The organism is Paraburkholderia sp. UYCP14C (genome assembly GCF_004197395.1).
GTDB lineage: Bacteria > Pseudomonadota > Gammaproteobacteria > Burkholderiales > Burkholderiaceae > Paraburkholderia.
Window position 1 is genome coordinate 58,561 of record NZ_SELS01000009.1, and the last position, 24,275, is coordinate 82,835.

Consider the following 24,275-nt stretch of genomic DNA (forward strand, 5'->3'; position numbering starts at 1 on the left):
CGACAACGACGCCGCGCGACTCGCGTCATCACTCACTCGCTCGTCGAATCGACCGCTAATTCCGCGCCGCGCTCTCGCGCGGGACGCTGCACGGCCCGGACGAGCCCGCTGCCGCCGCCGCCGCAGAAGAACAGATCCGCGCCGTTCGATTCGAGTCCGGAGATACCCGCGCCGGCCGGCATCTCGACGCTCTCCAGCACCTCGCCGCTGCGCGGATCGATATGCCTGAGTTCGCTCTCGTCACCTTCCCACGTGCCATGCCATAGCTCGCCGTCGACCCACGTGATGCCGGTCACGAAGCGGTTCGATTCGATCGTGCGCAGCACCGCGCCCGTCTCCGGATCGACCTGATAGATTTTTCGCTCCGGATACTGACCGACCCACAGCGAACCCTCGGCCCATGTCAGCCCCGACTGGCCGCCGTCGCCGGGTGCCGCGATCGTCGACAGTACCTGGCCGCTTTGCGGATCGATCTTCTGGATGCGGCCGTCCGCGATCTGGAACAGGTGCTCGCCGTCGAAGGCCGTGCCCGCGTCGGCGGGCACCGCGATCGAGCGCAGCGTCTCGCCGCTCGCCGGATCGAACGCGTCGAGCCGTTCGCCGGTCGCGATCCACACCTGCCGGCCGTCGTAGGTGACCCCATGCACTTTGTCGACGCCCGTAAAGGGCCCATATTCGCGGACGATTCTGGCGGCTGAGCGGTTCATGGTTGCCATCCTAATCACGAAGGGAACGGGGAAGGGAGTAACAAAGCCGTCGCGAATCCGGCGAGGGGCGGCGTCATCCAGCGGCGCGCGCGCCCGTCGCCCACCGGCTGCACCTTGCCGGCCGCGGCGAGCGCGTCGAGCGAGCGCTGCACGGTGCGCTGACTCGCGCCGAGCACGAGAGCAAGCGCGGAACTCGACCACGATTCGCCATCCGACAGAAACGCGAGCAGAGTCGCATGCTCGCTTTCGACCGGCGGCGCCAGCACGACGACCTCGCGCGCATGACGCGGCGCGATTGCGAAGCCGCGCGCCGTCGCACTGACGCTCGCGAGCGTGCCGAGCGCCGCGCGCAGCCGGCCGATCTCGACACGTAATCGCGCGCGATGCGATTCGTCGGCGCGTTTGGCGCGAAACGCGCGTGCGACTAGCGCGTCGCGCGGCACGTCATCGGGCCATGCCTCGCCGAGCATGCGGGCGAGCGCGAACAACACCGGTCGGCTCGCGAGCGCGACCGCCGCGTTCGCATCGCGGATCGCGTAGCGGCAAGCGTCGACGATCAGCGGTCCACCCGCCTGGTTCGAGCTCAGTAGCTTCTCGACTTCATCGAGCAGGATCGGTTCTTCTTCGCCATGCGCGACGATGCGCGCCGCCGGCTGGCTCAGTGTGACCGAGGCGCTTTCGACTTCCGCGATCAACGCGGGAATACCGGCCTCGCGAGCCGCGCGTGCCGCCCGCGCCAGCGCGGCACGCGCAGCGACGCTGCGCAAACGGCGCAGCGCGACCCCCGCGACCACCAGCTCGTGCGCGGCCCGCAACGCGGGCGGGAACAGCCGCGGCTCGAGCGCGGCAAGCTTGCGCTCCGCTTCGTCGAGACGGCCGATCAGCAGCAGACGCCGCGCCGCCAGATAGCGCGCATGCGCGGCATTGACGCGATCGCCGTGCGCATCGAGCGTGGCGGTCGCCGAGTCGAGTGTTCTGGCGGGCCATGCGAGATCGCGCGACGCGAGCGCGATCTCCGCTTCGGCGACCACGCATCGCGCGCGCGCCACCGCATGCTGCGCGCCGAACCCGCGCGCGGCGCCGCGCACCAGCGCCTTGGCGCGCACGAAATCGCCGAGCTGCGCCATCGCAATGCCGCGCAGCGCGAGCGCCGGCGCGTCGTCACGCAGCGCGACGCGGTCGAGCGCACCGAGCGGATCGCCGGCCGCGAGCGCGCGCGCCGCCGCCGAAATCAGCGCGTCCACGGCGTGCGAGTCCGCGCGCAGCACGTCATTGGATCAAGCGAATCCCGCCACACTTGTCACTCCCACCCGGTCGATGTCCACCCCTAATCTAGCATGACCATCAACCGCTACCGACGCCGTCGGGCAAGGGCTCGCGCGGCACGGTACGACCCACGGAGGAACCCACGATGACTACGCATCCGACCGGAACACGCGAACAGTGGCTCGACGCGCGACGCGCGCTGCTCGACGCGGAAAAAGCCCACACGCGACACGGCGACGAACTCGCGCGGCAACGCCAGGCGCTGCCGTGGGTGAGGGTCGACAAAGCCTATCGTTTCGATACCGAAGAAGGCAGCGCATCGCTCGCCGATCTGTTCGGAGGTCGTTCGCAGCTGCTCGTCTACCACTTCATGTTCGGCCCCGACTACAAGGCGGGCTGCCCGTCGTGCTCGTCGATCGCGGACGGCTTCGGCGGCTTCGCCGTGCATCTCGCGCATCACGACGTGATGCTGATGGCGGTGTCGCGCGCGCCGCTCGAAAAGCTGCAGACATACAAGCGGCGCATGGGCTGGACGTTTCCATGGGCGTCGTCGGCAAGCGGCGATTTCAATTTCGACTTCAACGTGTCGTTTACCGAGACGCAGCAGCGCGAAGGCACGATCGAGTACAACTACGCGCGCAACGGTCACGCGATGGACGTGAGCCCCGCGCCCGAACCCGTCGCGCAGTTCGCGGCGACCTGCGGCACCGACGCGGCCACCTTTTCGCGCGACCGGCCCGGCATGAGCGCGTTCGTGCTCGAAGACGGCGACGTCTATCACACGTACTCGACCTACGCGCGCGGCGTCGATGCGCTGTGGGGCATGTATCAGTGGCTCGATCGCGCGCCGAAGGGACGCAACGAGACGGGCATCTGGTGGCGCCGTCACGACGAGTACGAGCGGTCATGAGCCCGCTCGTGCGCGCTGTCTGCGCGAGCGGGCAGCAGTTCGCCACCTGGCGCGCGGCGCGCACATCGCAGCGCGTGTTCGTCGGCGTCTGCGCGTTGGTGTTCGCCGCGAGCGTCGCGGCGACCCTCGCGCACAACGCGTCGATGTCGGCGATGGGCACGCTGCCGATGCCCGGCGGCTGGTCGATGTCGACGCTGTGGATGCCGACCTGCGGGCGCACGTGGGCCCGCGCGGCGGTGTCGTTCATCGGCATGTGGATCGTGATGATGGCGGCGATGATGCTGCCGTCGTTGCTGCCGGCGCTGCTGCGCTATCGCGACGCGATCGGCTCGCGCACAGGTGCGGGCCGACTGGCCCTGCTGACGATGTTCGTGAGCGGCGGGTACACGGTGGTTTGGACGGCGCTTGGCGCGGGCGTGTTTGCGCTGGGCGCGTCGCTCGCGGCGCTCGAATTGCGGTGGCCCGCGCTCGCGCGTTCGGTGCCGCTGGCGGCCAGCATCGTCGTCCTGCTCGCCGGCGCGTTGCAGTTCAGTACGTGGAAAGCCCGCCGCCTCGCCTGCTGCCGCGCGACCCCGAGTCTCGCCGCCGATGCGGCAAGCGCGCGGCGATACGGTCTGCGCATCGGTATCGACTGTGTCGGTTGCTGCGCGGGTCTCACCGCCATTCTGCTGGTCGTCGGCATCATGGATCTGCGCTCGATGGCCGCCGTGACGGTCGCCATCACCGCTGAGCGCCTGGCACCGGACGGCGCGCGCGTCGCACGGGCGATCGGCGCCATAGCCGTCGGCGCGGCCGGCTGGTTGCTCGCTCAGGCCGTGTCAGCCGGCTAATACAGGGTCGCAAAGCGATGCTCGGCAGTCGTACTGTCCCGATATTGTTTTAATTTTGGAAACAGTGAGTTCGGAAATTAGGTATTTACCCTAGTTCCCGCTCCCCCTAGACTGTCATCACTGCTGCAAACAAACGAGTTTCGCAGCCTAACAAGATAAAAACCTGGAGGTAGTTAAAAATGAAATCGCTCGTTCAAGCTGTCGTTATCGCCGCTACCCTCGCTGCTCCGGTTGCCGTTTTCGCTCAATCGAACCAGCCGCTGACCCGCGCGCAAGTCCGTGAAGAGCTGGTTCAGGTCGAAAAGGCCGGCTACAACCCGGCACGTTCGAACCCGAACGAATATCCGTCGAACATTCAGGCTGCCGAAGCCCGCGTCGCCGCGCAAAACAGCGCGGTCGGCGGTGTGACCAGCGGTTCGTCGGAGCAAGGCCGCGCAGCGCAGTAAGCCGCGTTCCCGGTTGGAAAGTTGCTGTTGATGTAGCCGTACCTGCCGGAGCGCTCTGCCATAGCGCTCTCGCAGCTTCCCCTGCTGGCCCGCCATCGCGATTCAATGCGATGGCGGGCCAGTTCCGCTCTGGGGTGCGCCGCCAGTCTCGCGTCAGACCGCGCCCGGGTTGATATACGCGGTCTTCACCGACGTATAGAACTCGCGGGCGTAGGCGCCCTGCTCGCGCGGGCCGTAGCTCGAGCCCTTCCGGCCGCCGAACGGCACGTGATAATCGACACCCGCCGTCGCGGTGTTGACCATCACCATGCCCGCCTGCACATGGCGGCGGAAATGACTCGCGTACTTCAGCGACGTCGTGCAGATGCCGGCCGACAAGCCGAACTCGGTATCGTTGGCAGTCGCGAGTGCTTCCTGGTAGTCCTTGACCTTGATGACCGACGCCACCGGCCCGAACACCTCTTCGCGGTTGATGCGCATCGCCGAGGTCGTCTCGGTGACCAGCGCCGGCGCGAGGAAGTAGCCCTGCGTCGAGCCTTCGACGCGCTCGCCGCCGAACACCGTGCCGCCCTCTTCGCGCGCGACCGCCAGATAGCGCTCGTCCTGTGCCAGTTGCTTGTCGTCGACGACCGGACCGATCTGCGTGCCGTCCGCGAGCGCATCGCCGACCTTCAGCGCGCGCATGCGCGCCTTCATCGCATCGATGAAACGGTCATGGATCCCGGCGGTCACGATCAGCCGGCTCGACGCCGTGCAACGCTGGCCCGTCGAATAGAACGCGCCGTTGACGCAGGCTTCGACCGCGACGTCGAGATCGGCGTCGTCGAGCACGACCATCGGGTTCTTGCCGCCCATTTCGAGCTGGAATTTCTTGCCCGACTCGAAGCACTTCGCGCCGATCGCGCGACCCGTCGAGACGGAACCGGTAAAGCTGATCGCATCCACATCCGGCGACGACACCAGCGCCTCGCCGACCACCGAGCCGCGCCCCATCACGAGGTTGATCACGCCCGCCGGCGCGCCCGCCTCGGCGATGATCTTGACGAGCTCCCACGTGCTGCCCGGCACCAGATCGGCCGGCTTGATCACGACCGTGTTGCCGTACGCGAGCGCCGGTGCGATCTTCCACGCCGGAATCGCGATCGGAAAATTCCACGGCGTGATCAGGCCGACCACGCCGACCGGCTCGCGCGTCATTTCGACCGTCATGCCCGGCCGCACCGACGGCACGATTTCGCCGCCGAGGCGCAGCGCTTCGCCAGCGAAGAACTTGAAGATCTGCCCGGCGCGGCCCACTTCGCCGATCGCCTCGGGCAGCGTCTTGCCCTCTTCACGCGCGAGCAGCTTGCCGAGCTCCGCCTTGCGCGCGAGGATCGCGCTGCCCGCCTGATCGAGCACATCGAAGCGCTGCTGCGGCGTGGACAGCGACCACGTCGCGAACGCCTTGCGCGCGGCGCTGATCGCGCGGTGCGTCTGCTCGGCGTCGGCCTGCGCGAATTCGCCGATCACGTCGTCGAGATTCGACGGATTGACGTTGCGCGACACGCTCGCGCCGTCGACCCACTGTCCATCGATGTAGTTTGCAAATTGACTCATGTCCTGACTCTCCTTTCGAAAACTGCAGCGACTCTCCGGTTACTCAGCAACCAGCAGGCCGCGAGCCGCGAGGTTGCGATACAGCGCGCGAACGCCGAACGTCCACGGTTCGATTTCGGTCGACAAACGCACCGTGTTGGTCAGCGCGCCGAGCTGCGGCGTCGAGATCGTCACGCGGTCGCCGAGGTGGTGCGTGAAACCGCCGCCGGGCGCGTCGCGGTCCTTGATCGGCGAGAACATCGTGCCGAGGAACAGCATGAAGCCGTCCGGGTACTGGTGGTGACGGCCGCAGGTTTGCGCGACGAGGTCGGCCGGGTCGCGGCTGATCTCGCTCATGTGGCTCACGCCGTCGAGCACGAAGTCGTCGTCGGCGCCTTCGACGCGCAGCGACACGCTCGCGCTGCGCACCGAGTCGAGCGAGAACGTGCCGTCGAACAGCCGCACGAACGGGCCGATCGCGCACGAGCCGTTGTTGTCCTTGCACTTGCCGAGCAGCAGCGCCGAGCGGCCTTCGATGTCGCGCAGGTTCACGTCGTTGCCGAGCGTCGCGCCGACGATGCCGCCGCGGCTATTCACCGCCAGCACGATCTCCGGCTCCGGGTTGTTCCACACCGACGCGGCGAGCAGGCCGACGTCCGCACCGAAGCCGACCGCCGACATCGGCTGCGACTTCGAAAATACCTCGGCGTCCGGACCGATGCCGACTTCCATGTATTGCGACCACGCATCACGTCGTTCGAGTTCTGCCTTCAGCTTCATCGCGGCTTCCGAGCCCGGCTTGATCTTCGACAGGTCGGTGCCGATCGTCGATGCGATCGTCTCGCGCACTTCCTTCGCCTTTGCCGGATCGCCGCCGGCCTGCTCCTCGATCACGCGCTCGATCAGGCTCACCGCGAACGTGACGCCGCAGGCCTTGATCGCCTGCACGTCGCACGGGGCGAGCAGGCGCACGGCGGGCGCGTCGGCGCCGGGCTGATTCGCCGCGAGCAGCTGCGCAACCGGCCCGAGCGGTACGCCCGGCGCGCTGCGCGCGAGTTGCGCGGCATCGTCGCGCTCGAACAGATCGGCGGTGGTCGGCACGGTCGCGGTGATGTCGAACACCTCGCCGCCGCGCACGACGACCACGCACGGTCCTTCGTGCTGCTCGGTCTTGCGCCACACGCGGCCGATCAGCAGCGCATCGTTCAGATCATCGGGAAGAAAGCTGGAGGAGGAAGTTGCGGACATGGGATGGGCTCTGTCGAATAAGTGGAGAAACGGGCAAGGCCGGGCGTCGCGTTGCGTGCGAAGCCCGGCCTTGTCACCTGCATGTCAATGCGAATGGCGTGGATTGCCGCGCTCGGCAATCACCTTCAGATAAAGCGTCGCCGGTTCGAGACAGCCGCCGGTCGAAAGCTGGCCGACCGTCTTGCGGTACAGCTCCTGCCACGGCGTTTGCGCGGGCGGAATCTCGAACTTCACGGTTTCGCGGCGTCGCGCGAGTTCGGCTTCGTCGACCAGCACGTCGACGCTGCGCGAATTCAGATCGACCCGGATGCGGTCGTTCGTGCGCAGGAGCGCAAGACCGCCGCCCACCGCCGCTTCCGGCGACATGTTCAGAATCGACGGGCTCGCGGACGTGCCGCTCTGACGCCCGTCGCCCAGGGTAGGCAGCGAGGTGATGCCCTGGCGCACGAGCGCCGCCGGCGGCGCCATGTTGACCACCTCGGCGCTGCCCGGATAGCCGACCGTGCCCGTGCCGCGAATCACGAGGATGCAATGCTCGTCGATTTCGAGCGACGGGTCGTTGATGCGCGCGTGATAGTCCTCGGGACCGTCGAACACGATGGCGCGTGCTTCGAAGGTGTTTTCCGCGCCAGGCTCGCTCAGATAGGTCTTGCGGAACGCATCGCCGACCACCGACATCTTCATGATCGCGCTGTCGAAGAAGTTGCCCGACAGCACCATGAAGCCCGCGCCGTGCTTCAGCGGTTCGTCGGTCGTCTTGATGACCTCGCGATCCGGCGTGGGTGCGGCGGCCGCGATTTCGCCCATCGTGCGGCCCGACACGGTCAGGCACTCCTCGTGCACGAGGCCGCCTTTCGCGAGTTCGCGCATCACCGCCGGCACGCCGCCCGCGCGATGGAAGCTCTCGCCGAGATATTCGCCGGCGGGCATGCAGTTGACGATCAGCGGCACCTGCTCGCCGACGCGCTGCCAGTCCTCCAGACTCAGCTCGACACCCATGTGCCGCGCGATCGCGATCAGATGCGGCGGGCAGTTGGTCGACGCGCCGAGCGCCGAAGCGACGACGATCGCGTTTTCGAACGCTTCCTTCGTCATGATCTTCGATGGCCGCAGGTCTTCGCGCACCAGGTCGACGATGCGCTTGCCGGTCGCGTAGGCCATCTGGCCGCGCTCGCGGTAGGCGGCCGGAATGCTCGCGCAACCGGGCAGCGACATGCCGAGCGCTTCGGCGAGGCTGTTCATCGACAGCGCGGTGCCCATCGTGTTGCAGTGACCGATCGACGGCGACGACGCGGTGGTCAGCTCCATGAAGCCTTCGTAGTCGATCTCGCCGGCCGCGAGCAAATTGCGCGCATGCCAGATCACGGTGCCCGAGCCGACGCGCTCACCATGGTGCCAGCCGTCGAGCATCGGGCCGCCGGACAGCACGATCGCCGGCATGTCGACGGTGGCCGCGGCCATCAGGCACGCGGGCGTGGTCTTGTCGCAGCCGGTGGTCAGCACGACGCCGTCGAGCGGGAAGCCGTGCAGGATCTCGACGAGGCCGAGGTAGGCGAGATTTCGGTCGAGCGCGGCGGTCGGGCGGCGGCTCTGCTCGGCGAGCGGATGCACCGGAAACTCCATCGGAATGCCGCCCGCGTCGCGAATGCCGGCCTTCGTGCGCGCCGCGAGTTCGATGTGATGCCGGTTGCACGGCGCGAGATCGCTGCCCGTCTGCGCGATGCCGATGATCGGCCGGCCCGACTGCAACTCTTCGCGCGTCAGGCCGTAGTTCATGAAACGCTCGACGTACAGCGCCGTCATATCCGCGTGCGAAGGATCGTCGAACCATTCCTGGCTGCGCAGCCGGCGCGGGGTGGATGCTGACATGATGCTTATCTCTCTGTCTTGATGAGGGTTGCTTATGCGTGCTCTGCGTGTTTGCGTGCATGCGCCGTCTCGCGGCCGGGCCCACCGTCTTCATTCGACGGGGTCCGCGCCAGCATCGCGCGCGGCACGAGCAGGATCAGCACGCAACTGACCAGCAGACACGCTCCGAGCGCGTAAGTGCCGTTGTTGATGTCGCCGGTCAAATTTTTCGCCACGGCGGTAATCATCGAACCGGTAAAGCCGGACAGGTTGCCGATCGCGTTGATCATCGCGATGCCCGCCGCCGCCGCGGCACCCGACAGCAGCTGTCCCGGGAAGGTCCAGTAAATCGGCATCAAGGCGAGGATGCCGGCGGTGGCGATCGTCAGAAACGTGATCGCCCACACCACATGATGCGCCAAAGCCGCGCTCATGATCAGACCGAGTCCGCCAATCAGCGCCGGAATCGCAGCATGCAGGCGCCGCTCGCCGGTTTTTTTCGAGTGCGCAGCGTTCGCGAGCGTCGCGATGATCGCCACGCCGTACGGGATCGCGGTCAACAGACCGATATGCAGCGGGTCCTGCACGCCGGTCGCCTTGATGATCGACGGCAGCCAGAATGCCAGGCCGTAGAAGCCGGTATTGAACGTGAGCAGGATCGCGACCAGTAGCCAGACGCGCGGATCGCGCACCGCCGAACCGAAGCGCGCGGTCTTGTGCGTGCTCTCGCGCTGCAGATTCGCCGCAAGCAGGCTTTTCTCTTCCGGCGTGAGCCAACGAGCGCGGTCGATGCCGTCGTCGAGCGAGAAGTACACGACGAACGCGGTCAGCAGCGACGGCACGCCCTCGATCAGCAGCATCCACTGCCAGCCCTGATAGCCGAGCAGGCCGGCCGTATGCTCCATCAGCCAGCCCGACACGACGCCGCCGAGCATTAGGCTGACCGGCATCGCGATCAGAAAGCCGGACATCACGCGGCTTTGCCGCTGCGCGGGAAACCAGAAATTCAGGTACAGAATCACGCCGGGGAAGAAGCCGGCTTCGCAGATCCCTAGCAGGAAGCGCAGGATATAGAACATCGTCGCGGTTTCGACGTGCGCGAGGCGCGCAAGCGGCGCGACGAACGCGAGCGCCATCGACACGAGCCCCCACGTGAACATGATCCGCGCAATCCAGAAACGCGCGCCGTAGCGATGCAGGAACACGTTGCTCGGCACTTCGAAGATGAAGTAACCCCAGAAGAACACGCTCGCGCCGATCGCGTACATCGTGTCGGACAGGCCGAGATCGTCGAGCATCTGCAGCTTCGCGAAGCCGACGTTCACGCGATCCAGATATGCGACCACGTAGCACAGCAACAGCACCGGCAGCAGCCGGCGCACGACCTTGCGATAGGTCTTTTCCTCGAACTCGTCGACGCGCTTGGCGGGCGCGGCGATTGCGGACGGTAGAGCGCTCATTCGTATCTCCAGCAGCGTATTTTTCGTGGGAAATGCCGTTGCGTCGCTGCTCATGCGACGCGAGCCGGCAAACATCGCCGTAAAGTTACCGGTAACATTTCAGGTTGTGGATGTTACGCGCGGCGTACCATCCGGACAACCAAGGGATATCCCTGATCTGCTTAACTAAGGGGAGTTCGAGTGCGCCATTTACGCGCTCTCGCGCGCGATCACCGTGAAATCGATCTTCACCGCTTTCCTGCGCTGCACCTCGCCCGCTTCGCGATCCGCGAGCGCCGCGAGCAGCGTTTCGCCGGCGCGCAGGCCGATGCCGTACGCGTCGACCGACACCGTCGTGATGCTCGGCTGACAGCACCACGACACCTCGAAGTTACCGAAACCGGCAACCGCGATGTCGCCCGGCACCGACAGCCCGCGTCGATGACACTCCATGATCGCGCCGAACGCCGACATGTCGCTCACGCACATCACGGCCTCGGTGTCGGGCCACTTGTCGAGCAACGCGCCGATCGCGGGCCCGCCGTGGCTCATCGTGATCGGCGAATCGCCGAGCCGGATCACGCGCGGCTCGCCAAGCCCCAGCGCCTTGACTTCGGCGACGTAGCCGCGCATCCGGTCATGCCCGCGCCGATCGCGCTCGCTCGCGCCGGCGATGAAGCCGATCCGCCGGTAACCGCGCTCGTACAGATGCCGGACCATCGCGCGCGCCGCCGCGGAGTTCGAAAAGCCGACGACCGTATCGATCGGATCGCTGGGCAGATCCCACATCTCGACGACCGGAATGCCGGCGCGCTGCAGCAGCATGCGCGTCGCCTCGGTATGCCGGGCGCCCGTCAAGGCGACGCAGCGCGGCTGATGACGCAGCATCGAGCGCACCAGCAGTTCTTCCTGTTCGAGGCGGTAGTCCGTATCGCCGAGCAGCAGTTGCAGACCATGCGGACTCAGCGCGGCATTCAGGCCGCGCACGGTGTCGGAGAAGTTGGAGCTGGACAGCGACGGCACCAACACCGCGACGAACTCCGAGCGTCCCGACGACAGCGCACCGGCCGCCGCATCGGCGACGTAGCCGAGTTCGTCGATCACCTTCTGCACGCGTTCGCGGGTTGCCTGCGACACGTTGCGGCCCGCGAGCACGCGCGACACGGTCATCTTCGAGACGCCCGCGCGTTCGGCTACATCGGACATGCGGGGTGGGACAGGCAGCCTGGACGTCATGATAGGAATCGGGCGAATGCGCGAGAGTCACGGAACGCACATGATAGCGGGCTGCTCCTTACGGAGCGACCAGGCAACGTCAGGGTTGCGTTATGCAGCTTGTTCTGTCGCTGGGTTTTGTCGCTGGGTTTTGTCGTTTTAGCGCTCGAAGCCCACCGTGCAGCGCGCCTGAGCCTGCCCCGCCACCGGCGCGCGGAACGAGAACAGCCCGCCCGCCTGCGGCTGATGCTGCCGTTCGACGGCCGTCAGCCCCTTCCATGCGGTCGACACATAGACGGTTTGCAGATCGTCGCCGCCGAACGCGAGCTTCGTCACGTTCGCGCACGGCAACGGCACCTGATCGACCAGCTCGCCCGCCGGCGAGTAACGCTCGATCCGCCAGCCGCCGAACAGCGCGATCCACACGAAGCCGTCGGCGTCGACGGCCATGCCGTCGGGATGGCCGTCGCCCGAGATCGCGGCGAAGATGCGCTTGCCCGACAGCGTGCCGTCCGCGGCGACGTCGAACGCATAGACCACGCGCCGCATCGTGTCGTTGTGATACAACGTGCGGCCGTCCGGGCTCATCGCCGGGCCGTTCGTGATCACGTAGTCGTCGTCCTGCGCAATGGCCGCGCCTTGCTCGTTCACGCGATACAGCGTGCCGCTCGGCGCCTGTTCCGCATCGTCCATCGAGCCGAACCACAGGCGTCCGTTGGCATCGACGAAACCGTCGTTCAGGCGGTTGCCCGGCAGATGCGGTTCAACGTCGACGAGCTTGCTGAACTCTCCGCTCGCCGGATCGAAGCGATGCAAGCCGGACGGCAGCCCGCACACGAACGTGCCGTTGGCGAGCGGCGCCAGAAAACCGGGCTGGTCGGGCGCCTGCCACGTCCGCTGCTCGCCGGTCGCGACCGACAGCCGATGAATCCGGCGCCCCTTGATATCGACGAAATACACCGCGTTTTCGGCAGCCTGCCACAGCGGCCCTTCGGCCAGCTCGGCGCCGACCGCCCATACGCACACAGGGACCGGCATGCTCATTCTCCGTACCACCCTGCGTCGACGAAGTAATCACGGCCCGAGCAGCGCGAAGCGTCGTCGGAGGCGAGGAACAGCGCCATGCGCGCGACGTGCTCGGGTTCGATGCGCAGTGGCAGACACTGGCTCGCGACGACCTTCGCTTCGCTCTCGGCCGATTGCCACAGCTGCATCTGCCGCGGCGTCTTCACCGCACCCGGGATGATGCAGTTCACGCGGATGCCCGCGCTGCCGAGATCGCGCGCCAGACCACGCGTGAGCCCTTCGATGCCGGCCTTGGCGGTCATATAGATCGCGAGGTTCGGCAGCGCGACGTGCCACGACACCGAGCCCAGATTCAGGATCACGCCGCTCCCCGCGCGACGCATGCCGTTCGCCGCGGCCTGCGCGCAGAAGAACTGGTGGCGCAGATTCACCGCGATGCGGTCGTCCCAGTAGCTCGTGGTGAGCTCGCCGATTTCGTGCCGGTCGTCGTTGCCGGCGTTGTTGACGAGTACGTCGATCGGGCCCGCGGCCTCTTCGATTGCCGCGAACGTGCTGTTGATCGCGTCGACATTTTTCAGGTCGCAGCGGCGGAACAGCGGCGGATGCTTCGCGTCGCGAAGCGTTTCCTGCAGCGCGAGCGAATCATGCTCGGCGACGTCGAGGAAGAACACGCGCGCGCCTTGCTGCGCGAAGGCTTCGACGATCGCGGCGCCGATCCCGCTGCCGCCGCCGGTCACGACGATGGTTTTGTCCGCCAGGCTTGGATAGGTTGCGTACGACATCAGATTTTCCACTGGTTACGAGTAGGACCACACAAAGGGCGGCGCACGCCGCCCTGCCCCGCCGCTTACGCCACGATCTCGACTTCGCTCAGCATGCGCCAGTTGCGTTCGAGCGTTCTGGTCGCGGAGCCCGCGACCGTGACTGTACCGCTCAGATGAATGTCGCGGCTCGAACTGCCGATCAGCAAGTCGAAGTCACCGGGCTCGACGATACGCTCACCGCGCGCATCGGTGAAGTTCAGCATGTCGACCGGCAGCTTCACGCGCACCCGCGCCGATGCACCAGCCGCGAGCGGCACGCGCGCAAACGCCTTCAGCTCCCGCACCGGCCGCGCAACCGACGCATGCCGATCGCGCACGTAGATCTGCACGATCTCGGTGCCATCGCGCGCACCGATGTTGTCGACCGTGAAGCTCAACTCGATCGTACCGTTTTCGAGCGGCACTTCACCGTGCGCGAGCGCGAGATCGCTGTAACGGAACCGCGAATAACCGAGACCGAAACCAAACGGATAGCGGCAGCCGAAATGGTATGCAATCGGCGTACCCGCGCTCTTCAGACGATGGTTATACACGTACGGCACGGCGCCCGCGCTCTTCGGCACCGACAGCGGCAGACGGCCGCTGAAATTGGCGCGGCCCACCAGCAGATCGGCCAGCGCGTCGGCGCCACGCTCGCCCGGCGCGAACGCCATGATCTGCGCGGCGATGCGGTCTTCGAGACCGCCGAGATTGTACGGGCGGCCGCCCGTCATCACGACGACCGTCGGCGTGCCGCTATCGACCACCGCCTGCAGCAACGCCTGCTGCACGCCCGGCAGGTCGAGGCTGTCGGTATCGGACCCTTCGCCGACCGTGCCGGACTGGAACAGGCCCGCCAGATCGCCGACGAACACCAGCGCGACGCCCGCTTGCCGCGCGGCCTCGACCGCGGCGGCGATGCCGTCGGTGTCCTTGCTGATCAGCTCGTCGCAATGCGCGTCGCCGGTCAGATCGAGCGACACGTCGCCCGGGAACACCGGCGCGCCGGCGCGACGTTCCTTGATGATGTCGCAGCCCTGCGCATGAATCACGCGCTCGTTGCCGAGCAACGCGCGCAGCGAGCGCAGCGGCGTCGAGATCGCAGCGGTGGACTGCTCGCCGCTGTTGATCAGATGCACCGGGAAGCTGTAGCCGGCGAGCAGCGCGAGCGGATCGTCGGCGGTCGGGCCGATCACCGCGATCTTGTCGGCGCCGTTCGCGTCGAGCGGCAGCACGTCGCCTTGATTGTGCAGCAGCACCGCCGATTGGACCGCGACCTGGTACGCGGTATCGCCCGCGGCCGCGCTCTTCACGTCGACGCGTTCGACATCGACGTACGGATTCTCGAACAGGCCGAGCTGGAATTTCACGCGCAGCACGCGCGACACGGCGGTGTCGATCGTCGCTTCGGTGATCTCGTTGCGCTCGAGCGCTTCTTTCAGATGCACCGCGCACTCGTGGCCCGGCAGCTCGACGTCGAGGCCGGAGTTGAACGCGAGGGCCGCGGCCGACGCGCTGTCGCGCGCTACCGCATGGTGGCTGTACAGCAGATCCACGCCGGCGTAATCGGCGACGACGAGACCGTCGAAGCCCCACTTCTCGCGCAGCGTGTCGTTCAGCAGTGCGCGATCGCCATGACAGGGCACACCGTCGACGTCGTGATAGGCGGGCATCACCGAGCCCGCGTTCGCGAGCTTCACGGCCATTTCGAACGGCAGCATGAACACGTCGTTGAGCTCACGCGGACCGACGTGCACCGGCGCGTGATTGCGGCCGCCTTCGCTCGCCGAATGACCGACGAAATGCTTGAGCGTCGCGAGCAGATCGCGCTGTTCGCCTTGCAGGCCCTTCACGTAATGGCACGCGAGCACGCCGACCAGATACGGGTCTTCGCCGAGCGTCTCCTCGGTGCGGCCCCAGCGCGGGTCGCGCGACACATCGAGCACCGGCGCGAGCCCCTGGTGACAGCCGATCGAGCGCGCCTGCTCGCCGATGATCGTGCCCACTTCGCCGACCAGGCGCGGATTCCACGTCGCCGCATAGTTCAACGGCGACGGGAACAGCGTCGCGTCCTTGATCATCAGTCCGACGAGGCACTCCTCGTGCGACATCACCGGAATGCCGAGGCGCGTGTCTTCGACCATCTTGCGCTGCAGCTCGTTGAGCGCGCGCACGCCTTCCTTCGGATCGACCGTATGCGTGCCGAGCGGACGCGTGATCTGGCCGAGGCCGTGCTGCAGGATCTCGTCGACCGTGATCTGGTTGGCGCTGCCTGCGAAATCGATGCTACGCGCCTTGTGCTTGCCATCAGCCGACAGCTTCAGCCACGCGGCGTGAAGCTGCGCAATCTTTTCGTCGAGCGTCATGCGCGCGAGCAGGTCGGCCACGCGCTCTTCCACGGCTGCCGTTGGATTGCGGTAGAGCGGGACCTCACTTTGGCGAAGCAACATCGAAAACTCCTTTTTTTTATCCTGGTGTACGAAGCGCATGAAGCGCCGACAAATCCGTTGTTCCTGACAAGCGTGCGGCAGGGCGTTGCTTCAGCCCGGATGCCATCCCCTTGGGTTTCAGATACCTTTCCGTGCTTCGCAGTCCTGCTAATCTATCGAACGCAGCCGCGACTCGAAATTCGTCGCAGTTGATCAACTACGTCGTTCGTTGCGTCTAACGACGCGATGCAGTGGGACCGCGCTTGCTCGCGTCGAGCACGCAAACGCGATCGCAAGCGGATCAGTGCAGACGCGGCAGCGCGAAATCCTTGTCGTCGAATACGTGGCACGCGTGCGGTGCAAACGCCAGCTCGACGCGTTCGTCGTGCGTCACGCCACCGTCGCCGGGCAGTTTGGCGATCATCGCGTTGCCGTCGCGCACGCCGCCGTCCACGTGCACGTAGCTGTGCTCGCCCATCCGTTCGACCAGACGCACGGCGCAGCGGATCGTCTGCACGCCGGGCTGCGCCGACGGCAGCGCGAGGTGCTCCGGCCGGATGCCGAGCGTGATCTGCGAGCCGACCTGCTGCCGGCGGCCGTCGACCTCGGCGCGCACGCGCTCGCCTGTGGTCAGCTCGACCTGAATGCCCTTGTCGTCGATCGCGAGGATCGTGCCCGGCATGAAGTTCATCTTCGGCGAACCGATGAAGCCCGCGACGAAGCGGCTCTTCGGCCGGTGATACAGATCGAGCGGCGCGCCGATCTGCGCGATGCTGCCGTGTTTTTCCATCTCGGCGCCGGCGTGCAGCAGCACGATCTTGTCGGCGAGCGCCATCGCTTCGATCTGGTCGTGCGTCACGTACACCGCGCTCGCGCGGTTGAACTCTCGATGCAAACGGGCGATTTCAGTACGCGTCTGCACGCGCAGGGCGGCGTCGAGATTCGACAGCGGCTCGTCGAACAGGAACACGCCCGGCTCGCGCACGATCGCGCGCCCGATCGCCACCCGTTGGCGCTGGCCGCCGGACAGCGCCGCGGGGCGCCGTTCCAGATAGCTGTCGAGTTGCAGTGCGGCAGCAGCGCTGCGCACCTTCTTGTCGATGATGGCCTTATCGACTTTCGCCTGACGCAGACCGAACGCCATGTTCTCGTACACGCTCATGTGCGGATAGAGCGCGTAGTTCTGGAACACCATCGCGACCTGGCGCTTCGCGGGTTCGACGTTGTTCATCAGTTGACCGTCGATGCGCAGTTCGCCGTCGGTGATCGATTCGAGACCGGCGATCATGCGCAGCAGCGTGGACTTGCCGCAGCCCGACGGCCCGAGGAACACGCAGAATTCGTCCTTGCCGACTTCGAGGTTGGCGTCGCGGATCACCGAGTTACCGCTCGTATAGGACTTCTGTACGTTAGTGAGAGAGATGCTTGCCATATCGTTTGTGCGAAGTTCGGTGTGCGGGCCACGTGAGCCCACACGATTCGAGGTGGTGTGCGATGCGGATCAGCCCTTGAGCGAGCCAGCCATCATCCCCTTGATCACGCGCTCCTGACCGAACGCGTAGGCAACGATCAGCGGCAACGACGTGAGCACGAGCACGGACAGCATCGATGGAATGTTCGACGCGTATTGCCCCATGAAGTCCCAGATCGCGAGCGGCAGCGTACGGTGCTCGGACGTCGACGTGAGCATGTACGCGAAGATGAACTCGTTCCACAGACCGATGCCGTTGAAGATCGTCACAGTGGCGAGCCCCGGTGCCGACAGCGGGAAGAAAATCCGCCAGAAGATGCGGAACGGGCTGCAGCCGTCGAGTTGCGCGGCTTCTTCAAGCTCGCGCGGAATCTGGCGCATGAACTCGGTCAGGATGAAGATCGACACCGGCAGACTGAGGGCCACATACGGGCCGAGCAGCGCGAACGCAGTGTCGTAAAGACCGAGGTTGCGCGTGAGCAGATAGATCGGCACGAGCGTCGCATGCAACGGCACGATCATGCCGGCTACCACGAGACCGAACAGCGTCTTGTTCAGCGAGAAGCGCAAGCGCGCAAACACGTAGGCCGCCATCGCACTGATGATGACGATCAGCAGCACCGACACGCCCACCGTGAACACGCTGTTACGGAAATAGGTGAAGAACGGACCCTGCAGCACAGCCGCGTAATTGCCCAGATACAGGCGGCTCGGCGGCGCCCACACCGACGTCGCGAAGGTCTCTTCCTGGCTCTTGAAGCTCGAGGCGACCATGAAGAGAAACGGAATCGTCGTGACTGCGAGCCAGATCAGTGCCAGCAGAGGAACCCCAACGCGGGGGAAGCGTAGTTTCTTGTTCATGGTTCAGACCTCGGTTGCATAACGGCGGGTGAAGTACATCGACACCGCCGCCACCGTGATGACGATAAGGAACATCGCCGAGCCGATGGTGCTGCCGTAGCCGAGTTGGAACGAACTGAACACCGTGCGATACATGTAGGTGGCCATCACCTCGGACGAGCCTTCGGGGCCGCCGCCGGTCATCACGAAGACGAGATCGAAGTAGCGCAGCGAGCCGAGCACGGACAGCAGCACTGCCGTGCGCACCGTGCCTTGCAGGTGCGGCAGCTTGATGCGCCAGAAAATGGTCCACTCGGATGCGCCGTCGAGCAGCGCGGCCTCGTTGACCTCGGCCGGCATCGACGACAGGCCGGCGAGGAACAGAATCATGTAGAAAGGCGCGTTCTGCCAGATGATCACGGCGATGGTCGCACCCAGCGAGAAATGCGGGTCGCCCAGCCAGTCCTTTGCGAGACCATCAAGCCCGAATGCCTGCAGCGCGACGTTGACCGGACCGAAATTCGGATCGTAGATTTGCTTGAACAGCACGCCGATCGCCACGCTCGACATCAGCAGCGGCAGAAAATAGAGAACCTTGAGCAAGCGCGAGCCACGGCCGGCCTTTTCCAGCAGCACGGCGAGCGCGAGCGCGATCGGCAGCTGGATGACGATCGACGCGACGGCAAGGATCACGTTGTTCTTCAGCGATTGCCAGAACACCGTGTCGTGCGCGAGCCGCTCCCAGTTCGCGAGCCCGATATAACGGGCAGTGTTGCCGAGGCCGTTCCAGTCGAGCAGCGACAGCCGCAGGCTGGAGACGAGCGGATAGAGCAGGAACACGGCCAGCAGCAGCAGCGACGGCGCAAGAAACACGACCGTGACGAGCGTTTGCGACGAGAATCTCAGCCGGCGTTCGGGTGTAGCGGAAAGTGCGATATTCACGGGCTTGTATGCCAGCCGGCACCTTGCGGTGGCGGCCGGACTTTTCTTTGAGACTGGAGATTAACCGCCCTTCTTCGAAGCGGCTTCCATTTGCTGCGCAGCAGCTTCAGGCGTCACCGACAGGCCGAACAGCGCCTGCGTCGTGTCCTTGTGCATTTCGCCGAGGGCCGGCGGCAGTGCCTGGTCGTACCAGAGCTGCACGCTCGGAGCCGCGGCCAGCAGTTGCTGCAGACGCTGCGTGAACGGATCGTCGATCTTGACGGTGTTGACCGGCGGCAGCTTGTGGTCATCCGTCGCGCGAGCCTGCATTGCCTGTTCGTCGGTCAGTGCCTGGATCAGCTTGAACGCTGCCTCCGGCGTCTTGCACTCGGTCGAGATGCTGAGGAAGCCGTCGCCAACCGTACCGATCAGGTCGCGCGGATCACCCTTGCCGCCCGGCACGCTCGGGAACGCGAAGAAGTCCAGGTCCTTCGAGAACGTCGGATTTTCGTTTGCGATCGTCGAAGCTTCCCATGCGCCCATCAGCTCCATGGCGGCCTTGCCCGTGTACAGCAGACGACGCGAGGCGCCCGAGTCGTAATCAAGACCGTTGATGCCCGGTGCGAACGCGCCAGCCTTCACGAGCTCCTGAATGCGCTTGCCGGCTTCGACGAACGCCGGATCTTCGAAGCCCTTGCCCTTGCCTGCGATCGCGTCCTTCACGACTTGCGGACCACCGATACGGTCGACGAGGTACATGTAGTACATCGAACCGGTCCACTTGTTCTTGTTCGCGAGCGAGAACGCTGCAACGTTGTGCTGCTTCAGCACGTCGACGACGTGCATCAGTTCATCCCACGTCTTCGGCGGCGTGATGCCGTACTTCTTGAAGACTTCCTTGTTGTAGAAGATCACCGCGGCCGCTGCGTTTTCGGCAGCAACACCGTAGGTCTTGCCGTCGAACGTCGTGACGTCCCACGACGATTGCATGAAGCGGCCGCGATACGACGGATCCTTGCTCAGGTACGGCGTGAGGTCGACGATCTGGCCGGACTTCACGTACTCGTGCAGGCCGCCGCCGCCCCAGTTCTCGAACACGCACGGCGGCTGGTTCGCGCCGAATGCGACCTTCAGCTTCGTCTTGTAGGCCTCGTTCAGGACGTGCGAATTCTCGACCTTGTAGCCCGGGTCCGCTTTCTCGAAGCGATCCGACGCATCACGAATGATCTTGCTCGACGACGCATTGGTCTGCTGGTCCCATACCGTGATCGTCTTGGAGTCCGCCGCTACGGCGCTCGAAACAACTGCAGACATCGAAAAAAGCAGCGCCGTCGCGCCGATGATGGACCGCGCTTTAAACAAAGCCGGGTACGCCATGTGTGTGTCCCCTCGTCTGGATTTTTAAGAAACCGCCGGAACGTTAACGTTAGCCTTAACGTTAGTGAATGTTAGGTTGATGCGGGAAGTAAGGCTATGCGGGATTTTACCTGGTCCCGACGGGCTGCACCGCAACAGCCCTATAAGATTGACCGATTATGAGGAAGCTGAAATATAAAGGGTTCTGCTAGAATAGCGACTACATAAACGGTATCGCTAACGCGATTAGCGAGTCGACCCATCCAATGACCTCTCGCACACCTTCGACCCGCATGGCCAGGCAAACCCCCACGCTTGAGCACGTCGCCAAGCTTGCCGGGGTGTCCCAGATGACCGCGTCGCGCGCCCTCAACGGCCGTCCCGGCGTGTCGCGCGAAACCCGCGACGAAGTCCTGCGAATCGCGTCGGACATCGGGTACGTCGTCAACCGCACCGCGCAGAAACTGTCGGGCGGTCGCAACGGCATCATCGGCATCATCACCCCGACACTCGACACGCAATTTTCCAGCGAACTGATTCTCGGCGCGGGCCGCGCGGCGCGTGGTGCGGGCTGCGAGATGCTGGTCTACACGGTGTTCGACGAAGACCGTCATACGCATCACGACCTGCTCGGACTCATCCAGCAATTCTCCGACGGCATCCTCGCCATTCTTCCGCGCGAGTCGCTGTGCCTCGAGGCGCTCGCCACCGCCAAGGTGCCGGTCGTCGTCGTCGATCAGCGCGGCACGCTGACGGGCTTCCCGTCGGTATCGGTCGACAACTACGGCGGCGCCTGTCTCGCGGTCGAGCACCTCGCGGAACTCGGCCACAAGCGCATCGCGTTTCTGGCCGGCGACGAAACGATCGAAGGCGTGCGCGACCGGCAACGCGGCTATCGCGACACGCTGGCTCGCCTCGGCCTGCCGCGCGAAGACGCGCTGGTCGCCGCGGGCGACCTGTCGCAAATGATGGCGTTCGACGTCACGTTCGACCTGCTGAACCTCGCCGAGCCGCCCACCGCGATCTTCACAGCCAACGACCAGAGCGCGTTCGGCGTGATCGCCGCAATTCGCGAAGCGGGCCTGCGCGTGCCGGACGACATCTCGGTGATCGGCTTCGACGACATCCCGATGTCCGAGCAATTTCACCCCGCGCTCACCACGATCCGCCAACCGTTCCAGCAAATGGCGCGCTCCGCGGTCAACACGCTGCTCGCGCAGATCGCCGGGATCGACGCCGCTTCGCAGCGCATCACGCTGCCGGCGGAACTGGTGGTGCGTGATTCTACCGGCCCGGTCCGCACAAAGCAGCGCCGCGGCCGTCACCAGATCGTTTCGACGTAAGTCGACGCGCGCACCTTCGCATCCGAAGTCACGAGCGCGCCGCCATGCGTGCGCGCGGTCGCGACGATCAGGCGTTGATGCAAGGTGAGTGTGGGCGGCAGCGTCGCCGCCCGAAACGCGATCTCGGTGTCGACCGGAATCATCCGCACGCCGTCGAGCGACAGAAACGTCGACATCCAGCTGCGCGCATCCATCGACAGCCCGAGACTTCCCTCCTTCACGAACTCCGCGATTTCGAACGCGCTGATCGCCGAAATCAGGATCTCGCCGCCGGCGAGTTCCTGATCGATCGCATCGTGCGCGGCCTGACTCAGTGCTTTCTGCCTGCCGAGCCAGCACACGAGAGCAAGCGTGTCGAGCGTGATCATTACTCGTCCTGATCGGCCGTGACAGGTTGCAACGCGTGCTTCAGATTGAAATGCGTAATCGACGCGCGCAGCAGCTCAAGCGGATTCTCCTGCTTGCTGCGATACGGCCGGATCTCGATGGTGGGTTGTCCGCGATCGGTGACGACCACGGTTTCGCCCAATGCCTCGACCTGACGGAACAGCTCGCAGGCCCGGGACTTGAAAATGGCTTTAGATACTCGCTTTTCCATGACGCTCTCCACCCAGCAAATTTTCAACGGTTATTTTTTGTATCGGGCCGTTGCGCCCGCAGGCGAACACCTGCGGTGCGTGGCCCGACCTTCTTTATCAACCTGGCTCTTGTCGTTGCTTCCCTGCCTACTGCCAGGAGCTCCCTCGAGCTCCAGTCCAACTCGCGGCGACGACTACCGCAATCGCGCCACAGCCTTGCCCCGGCAGCGCCAATCCCTGCGCGCAACCGCTGCACTTTCATCTACTGAATGCGTATTACATAGACAGCTCTGGCCATGCAGGGTCGTGCCGGATAGCAGCGCGGCGCGTCTTGGGTTTCAATGCTTCGCTGCGTGTTATCGATGTTCGAATAGATGTAAGCATCGTGAACGTTACCCTTAACGTTAGCGGATGTTAATGGCGCATATTCACCACCGCCATGCGGAGTTTACCTAAGCTCCGAACCACTACCCGAACCAACCGAATCAACCCTCTAAACCCGGCCAGACAAGGAGAAAGCTCCATGAATGGCATTGAAAGCATTGCGTAATAGTTGATGCAAGCTGGCTAACGTCATCCTCGCTTGCATCACTCTTCTTCGTTCGATGCAGGGGGCCCCGAAGAAGGCTCTGCATCGAAATGCACGATCCACGCATGCAGTGATTCGCGCGGCTTATTCAGCCGGCCGCGCTGCTGCGGCTCTCGTTCGATAGCCGGTTGCCCGCGGTGCGCGGCGGCAGCCGTTTCACCAGGCGCCCCGCCGTACCCTTGCCCGGACGGGCCGCTCGCCGCGGCCTCGCCATCGTCCTTCGCTACGTTTTTCTCCATCGCGCTGTCCGCCATCGCTGTGCCGTCGTTCGCTCGTCGCCTCGGCCTGTCAAACGACCGCGCCGACGTCCTCGCCGACTTCGGGTCGCGCGAGGCTCAGCGCGGCGCCGTTCGCATCGAACAGCGTGACCGACGACGACGCCACCTTGATTCCGACGCGCGCGCCGACCGCGTGCTGCGCATCCTTCTTATCGAGCTTCAGCGAGATCGCATGCGCCATCCCGTCGAGTCGCGCATGCAGCAGCGACACGTCGCCCAGATGTTCGACCAGTTCGACACGCGCGGCGAGACCTTCGTCGAGCGAGCCGATGCCCAGATGCTCGGCGCGCACCCCGAGCGTCAGTTCGCCGCTGACGGGCTTCTCCAACCGGCCAGGCAGTGCGATGCGCTGGCTCGCGCCGGCGAGCATCACTTCCGTGTGGGTATCGCTTCGCGACACCAGCGTCGCGGCCAGCATGTTCATCTGCGGCGAGCCGATGAAGCCGCCGACGAAGCGGTTCGCCGGCCGCTCATACAGGTCGAGCGGCGCGCCGGTCTGCTCGATGCGGCCTTTGTTGAACACGACGATCTGCTGGCCGAGCGTCATCGCCTCGACCTGGTCGTGCGTGACGTAGATCATCGTCGTGCCGAGTTCGCGATGCAGCTTCGCGAGTTCGATACGCATCTGCACGCGCAGCGCCGCATCGAGATTCGACAGCGGTTCGTCGAACAGGAACACGCGCGGCTTGCGCACGATCGCCCGTCCGATCGCGACTCGCTGACGCTGCCCGCCCGACAGCGCCTTCGGCTTGCGCTCCAGCAGATGCGTGATCTGCAGAATCTCGGCGGCACGGCCGACGGCCTCGCGCACTTCCGCTTTCGACTTGCCCGACAGCTTCAGCGAAAAGCCCATGTTGTCCGCGACCGTCATGTGCGGGTAGAGCGCGTAGCTCTGGAACACCATCGAGATGCCGCGGTCCACGGGCTGCAGATCGTTGACGCGGACGCCGTCGATCAGAACGTCGCCGCCGGTTACCGACTCAAGCCCCGCGATCATCCGCAGCATCGTCGATTTGCCGCAGCCCGACGGTCCCACGAACACCGTGAACTGACCGTCCGGAATATGCAGATCGATCCCCTGGATGACCTGCGGTCCTTCGCCATACGTCTTCGTGACGTTGCGCAATACGAGTTCGCCCATTGTTGCCTCCTCCTCA

Annotated in this window: 22 protein-coding genes; 4 read left to right on the forward strand and 18 right to left on the reverse strand. The window is 65.3% G+C overall.

The features are described 5' to 3' along the window. Positions 1–32: 32 nt before the first annotated feature. Together EVC45_RS10795 and EVC45_RS10800 are read right to left on the reverse strand one after the other, a co-directional pair. Entirely contained in the window at positions 33–707 is a 675-nt protein-coding gene (locus EVC45_RS10795; protein ID WP_129957983.1) for a PQQ-binding-like beta-propeller repeat protein, read from the reverse strand. 14 nt (positions 708–721) lie between these two features. Further along, positions 722–1,951 carry a helix-turn-helix domain-containing protein gene (locus EVC45_RS10800; protein ID WP_129957984.1) on the reverse strand — a complete coding sequence of 410 codons (1,230 nt, stop codon included), beginning with the start codon at positions 1,949–1,951 and terminating at the stop codon, positions 722–724. A gap of 167 nt (positions 1,952–2,118) precedes the next feature. Here EVC45_RS10800 and EVC45_RS10805 point away from each other — a divergent pair, with 167 nt between their 5' ends. From EVC45_RS10805 to EVC45_RS10815, 3 genes are all read left to right on the forward strand, one after another. Next, complete coding sequence (locus EVC45_RS10805) at positions 2,119–2,883, forward strand: DUF899 domain-containing protein (protein WP_129957985.1); 765 nt, start codon at positions 2,119–2,121, stop codon at positions 2,881–2,883. Next, the gene (locus tag EVC45_RS10810; protein WP_129957986.1) at positions 2,880–3,713 is read left to right on the forward strand and encodes a DUF2182 domain-containing protein; all 834 of its coding nucleotides are present in this window, start codon (positions 2,880–2,882) and stop codon (positions 3,711–3,713) included. The genes EVC45_RS10805 and EVC45_RS10810 overlap by 4 nt, the downstream gene beginning before the upstream one ends. A 179-nt stretch (positions 3,714–3,892) precedes the next feature. Then, complete coding sequence (locus EVC45_RS10815; RefSeq protein ID WP_129957987.1) at positions 3,893–4,159, forward strand: DUF4148 domain-containing protein; 267 nt, start codon at positions 3,893–3,895, stop codon at positions 4,157–4,159. Positions 4,160–4,312: 153 nt separating this feature from the next. Here the strand turns inward: EVC45_RS10815 and EVC45_RS10820 are convergent, their stop codons facing one another. The 12 genes from EVC45_RS10820 to EVC45_RS10875 form a co-directional block, all read right to left on the reverse strand. Beyond that, a complete protein-coding gene (locus EVC45_RS10820) occupies positions 4,313–5,755 on the reverse strand; it encodes an aldehyde dehydrogenase family protein (RefSeq protein WP_129957988.1) in 1,443 nt (480 codons plus the stop codon). Between the two features lie 39 nt (positions 5,756–5,794). Beyond that, positions 5,795–6,982, reverse strand: a complete 1,188-nt coding sequence (locus EVC45_RS10825) for a fumarylacetoacetate hydrolase family protein (protein WP_129957989.1) — start codon at positions 6,980–6,982, stop codon at positions 5,795–5,797. Positions 6,983–7,066: 84 nt separating this feature from the next. Continuing rightward, positions 7,067–8,851, reverse strand: a complete 1,785-nt coding sequence (locus EVC45_RS10830; RefSeq protein ID WP_129957990.1) for an IlvD/Edd family dehydratase — start codon at positions 8,849–8,851, stop codon at positions 7,067–7,069. A 32-nt stretch (positions 8,852–8,883) separates the two neighbouring features. Next, positions 8,884–10,290 (reverse strand): MFS transporter, encoded by a 1,407-nt coding sequence (locus EVC45_RS10835; protein ID WP_129957991.1) that lies wholly within the window; start codon positions 10,288–10,290, stop codon positions 8,884–8,886. Between the two features lie 189 nt (positions 10,291–10,479). After that, positions 10,480–11,475 carry a LacI family DNA-binding transcriptional regulator gene (locus tag EVC45_RS10840; RefSeq protein ID WP_129958106.1) on the reverse strand — a complete coding sequence of 332 codons (996 nt, stop codon included), beginning with the start codon at positions 11,473–11,475 and terminating at the stop codon, positions 10,480–10,482. Between the two features lie 168 nt (positions 11,476–11,643). Further along, a complete protein-coding gene (locus EVC45_RS10845) occupies positions 11,644–12,528 on the reverse strand; it encodes an SMP-30/gluconolactonase/LRE family protein (protein ID WP_129957992.1) in 885 nt (294 codons plus the stop codon). After that, complete coding sequence (locus tag EVC45_RS10850; RefSeq protein WP_129957993.1) at positions 12,525–13,292, reverse strand: SDR family NAD(P)-dependent oxidoreductase; 768 nt, start codon at positions 13,290–13,292, stop codon at positions 12,525–12,527. The genes EVC45_RS10845 and EVC45_RS10850 overlap by 4 nt, the downstream gene beginning before the upstream one ends. Positions 13,293–13,357: 65 nt before the next feature. Beyond that, the gene (locus tag EVC45_RS10855; RefSeq protein ID WP_129957994.1) at positions 13,358–15,763 is read right to left on the reverse strand and encodes a glycoside hydrolase family 3 N-terminal domain-containing protein; all 2,406 of its coding nucleotides are present in this window, start codon (positions 15,761–15,763) and stop codon (positions 13,358–13,360) included. A 280-nt stretch (positions 15,764–16,043) separates the two neighbouring features. Then, on the reverse strand, positions 16,044–17,174 hold the full coding sequence (locus EVC45_RS10860; RefSeq protein WP_129957995.1) for an ABC transporter ATP-binding protein: 1,131 nt from the start codon (positions 17,172–17,174) through the stop codon (positions 16,044–16,046). A gap of 69 nt (positions 17,175–17,243) precedes the next feature. After that, a complete protein-coding gene (locus EVC45_RS10865; protein WP_129957996.1) occupies positions 17,244–18,074 on the reverse strand; it encodes a carbohydrate ABC transporter permease in 831 nt (276 codons plus the stop codon). A 3-nt stretch (positions 18,075–18,077) separates the two neighbouring features. Then, on the reverse strand, positions 18,078–18,995 hold the full coding sequence (locus tag EVC45_RS10870; RefSeq protein WP_248295085.1) for a carbohydrate ABC transporter permease: 918 nt from the start codon (positions 18,993–18,995) through the stop codon (positions 18,078–18,080). A gap of 60 nt (positions 18,996–19,055) precedes the next feature. Further along, positions 19,056–20,288 (reverse strand): extracellular solute-binding protein, encoded by a 1,233-nt coding sequence (locus EVC45_RS10875; protein ID WP_248295086.1) that lies wholly within the window; start codon positions 20,286–20,288, stop codon positions 19,056–19,058. A gap of 308 nt (positions 20,289–20,596) precedes the next feature. Between EVC45_RS10875 and EVC45_RS10880 the strand changes: the two genes are divergently transcribed. After that, the gene (locus tag EVC45_RS10880; protein ID WP_248295087.1) at positions 20,597–21,673 is read left to right on the forward strand and encodes a LacI family DNA-binding transcriptional regulator; all 1,077 of its coding nucleotides are present in this window, start codon (positions 20,597–20,599) and stop codon (positions 21,671–21,673) included. On the opposite strand, the gene EVC45_RS10885 is transcribed toward EVC45_RS10880, so the two are convergent. The 4 genes from EVC45_RS10885 to EVC45_RS10900 form a co-directional block, all read right to left on the reverse strand. Beyond that, positions 21,652–22,041, reverse strand: a complete 390-nt coding sequence (locus tag EVC45_RS10885) for a type II toxin-antitoxin system VapC family toxin (RefSeq protein ID WP_129957998.1) — start codon at positions 22,039–22,041, stop codon at positions 21,652–21,654. The genes EVC45_RS10880 and EVC45_RS10885 overlap by 22 nt on opposite strands. Continuing rightward, on the reverse strand, positions 22,041–22,271 hold the full coding sequence (locus EVC45_RS10890) for a type II toxin-antitoxin system Phd/YefM family antitoxin (protein WP_129957999.1): 231 nt from the start codon (positions 22,269–22,271) through the stop codon (positions 22,041–22,043). Before EVC45_RS10890 ends, EVC45_RS10885 begins: the two co-directional genes overlap by 1 nt. 568 nt (positions 22,272–22,839) lie before the next feature. Beyond that, positions 22,840–23,094, reverse strand: coding sequence for a hypothetical protein (locus EVC45_RS10895; RefSeq protein WP_129958000.1), 255 nt, complete (start codon positions 23,092–23,094; stop codon positions 22,840–22,842). 34 nt (positions 23,095–23,128) lie between these two features. Next, positions 23,129–24,259: an ABC transporter ATP-binding protein gene (locus EVC45_RS10900; RefSeq protein ID WP_129958001.1), complete on the reverse strand. Its 1,131-nt coding sequence runs from the start codon at positions 24,257–24,259 to the stop codon at positions 23,129–23,131. Between the last annotated feature and the right edge of the window lie 16 nt (positions 24,260–24,275).

Bases quoted from the DNA above. Each gene is read 5' to 3' on its own strand.
- EVC45_RS10830 (WP_129957990.1), bottom strand. From the start codon at position 8,851: ATGTCAGCATCCACCCCGCGCCGGCTGCGCAGCCAGGAATGGTTCGAC.
- EVC45_RS10875 (WP_248295086.1), bottom strand. From the start codon at position 20,288: ATGTCTGCAGTTGTTTCGAGCGCCGTAGCGGCGGACTCCAAGACGATC.
- EVC45_RS10855 (WP_129957994.1), bottom strand. From the start codon at position 15,763: ATGTTGCTTCGCCAAAGTGAGGTCCCGCTCTACCGCAATCCAACGGCA.
- EVC45_RS10860 (WP_129957995.1), bottom strand. From the start codon at position 17,174: ATGGCAAGCATCTCTCTCACTAACGTACAGAAGTCCTATACGAGCGGT.
- EVC45_RS10835 (WP_129957991.1), bottom strand. From the start codon at position 10,290: ATGAGCGCTCTACCGTCCGCAATCGCCGCGCCCGCCAAGCGCGTCGAC.
- EVC45_RS10850 (WP_129957993.1), bottom strand. From the start codon at position 13,292: ATGTCGTACGCAACCTATCCAAGCCTGGCGGACAAAACCATCGTCGTG.
- EVC45_RS10885 (WP_129957998.1), bottom strand. From the start codon at position 22,041: ATGATCACGCTCGACACGCTTGCTCTCGTGTGCTGGCTCGGCAGGCAG.
- EVC45_RS10810 (WP_129957986.1), top strand. From the start codon at position 2,880: ATGAGCCCGCTCGTGCGCGCTGTCTGCGCGAGCGGGCAGCAGTTCGCC.
- EVC45_RS10900 (WP_129958001.1), bottom strand. From the start codon at position 24,259: ATGGGCGAACTCGTATTGCGCAACGTCACGAAGACGTATGGCGAAGGA.
- EVC45_RS10825 (WP_129957989.1), bottom strand. From the start codon at position 6,982: ATGTCCGCAACTTCCTCCTCCAGCTTTCTTCCCGATGATCTGAACGAT.
- EVC45_RS10880 (WP_248295087.1), top strand. From the start codon at position 20,597: ATGACCTCTCGCACACCTTCGACCCGCATGGCCAGGCAAACCCCCACG.
- EVC45_RS10795 (WP_129957983.1), bottom strand. From the start codon at position 707: ATGAACCGCTCAGCCGCCAGAATCGTCCGCGAATATGGGCCCTTTACG.
- EVC45_RS10805 (WP_129957985.1), top strand. From the start codon at position 2,119: ATGACTACGCATCCGACCGGAACACGCGAACAGTGGCTCGACGCGCGA.
- EVC45_RS10820 (WP_129957988.1), bottom strand. From the start codon at position 5,755: ATGAGTCAATTTGCAAACTACATCGATGGACAGTGGGTCGACGGCGCG.
- EVC45_RS10890 (WP_129957999.1), bottom strand. From the start codon at position 22,271: ATGGAAAAGCGAGTATCTAAAGCCATTTTCAAGTCCCGGGCCTGCGAG.
- EVC45_RS10895 (WP_129958000.1), bottom strand. From the start codon at position 23,094: ATGGCGGACAGCGCGATGGAGAAAAACGTAGCGAAGGACGATGGCGAG.
- EVC45_RS10815 (WP_129957987.1), top strand. From the start codon at position 3,893: ATGAAATCGCTCGTTCAAGCTGTCGTTATCGCCGCTACCCTCGCTGCT.
- EVC45_RS10865 (WP_129957996.1), bottom strand. From the start codon at position 18,074: ATGAACAAGAAACTACGCTTCCCCCGCGTTGGGGTTCCTCTGCTGGCA.
- EVC45_RS10845 (WP_129957992.1), bottom strand. From the start codon at position 12,528: ATGAGCATGCCGGTCCCTGTGTGCGTATGGGCGGTCGGCGCCGAGCTG.
- EVC45_RS10840 (WP_129958106.1), bottom strand. From the start codon at position 11,475: ATGTCCGATGTAGCCGAACGCGCGGGCGTCTCGAAGATGACCGTGTCG.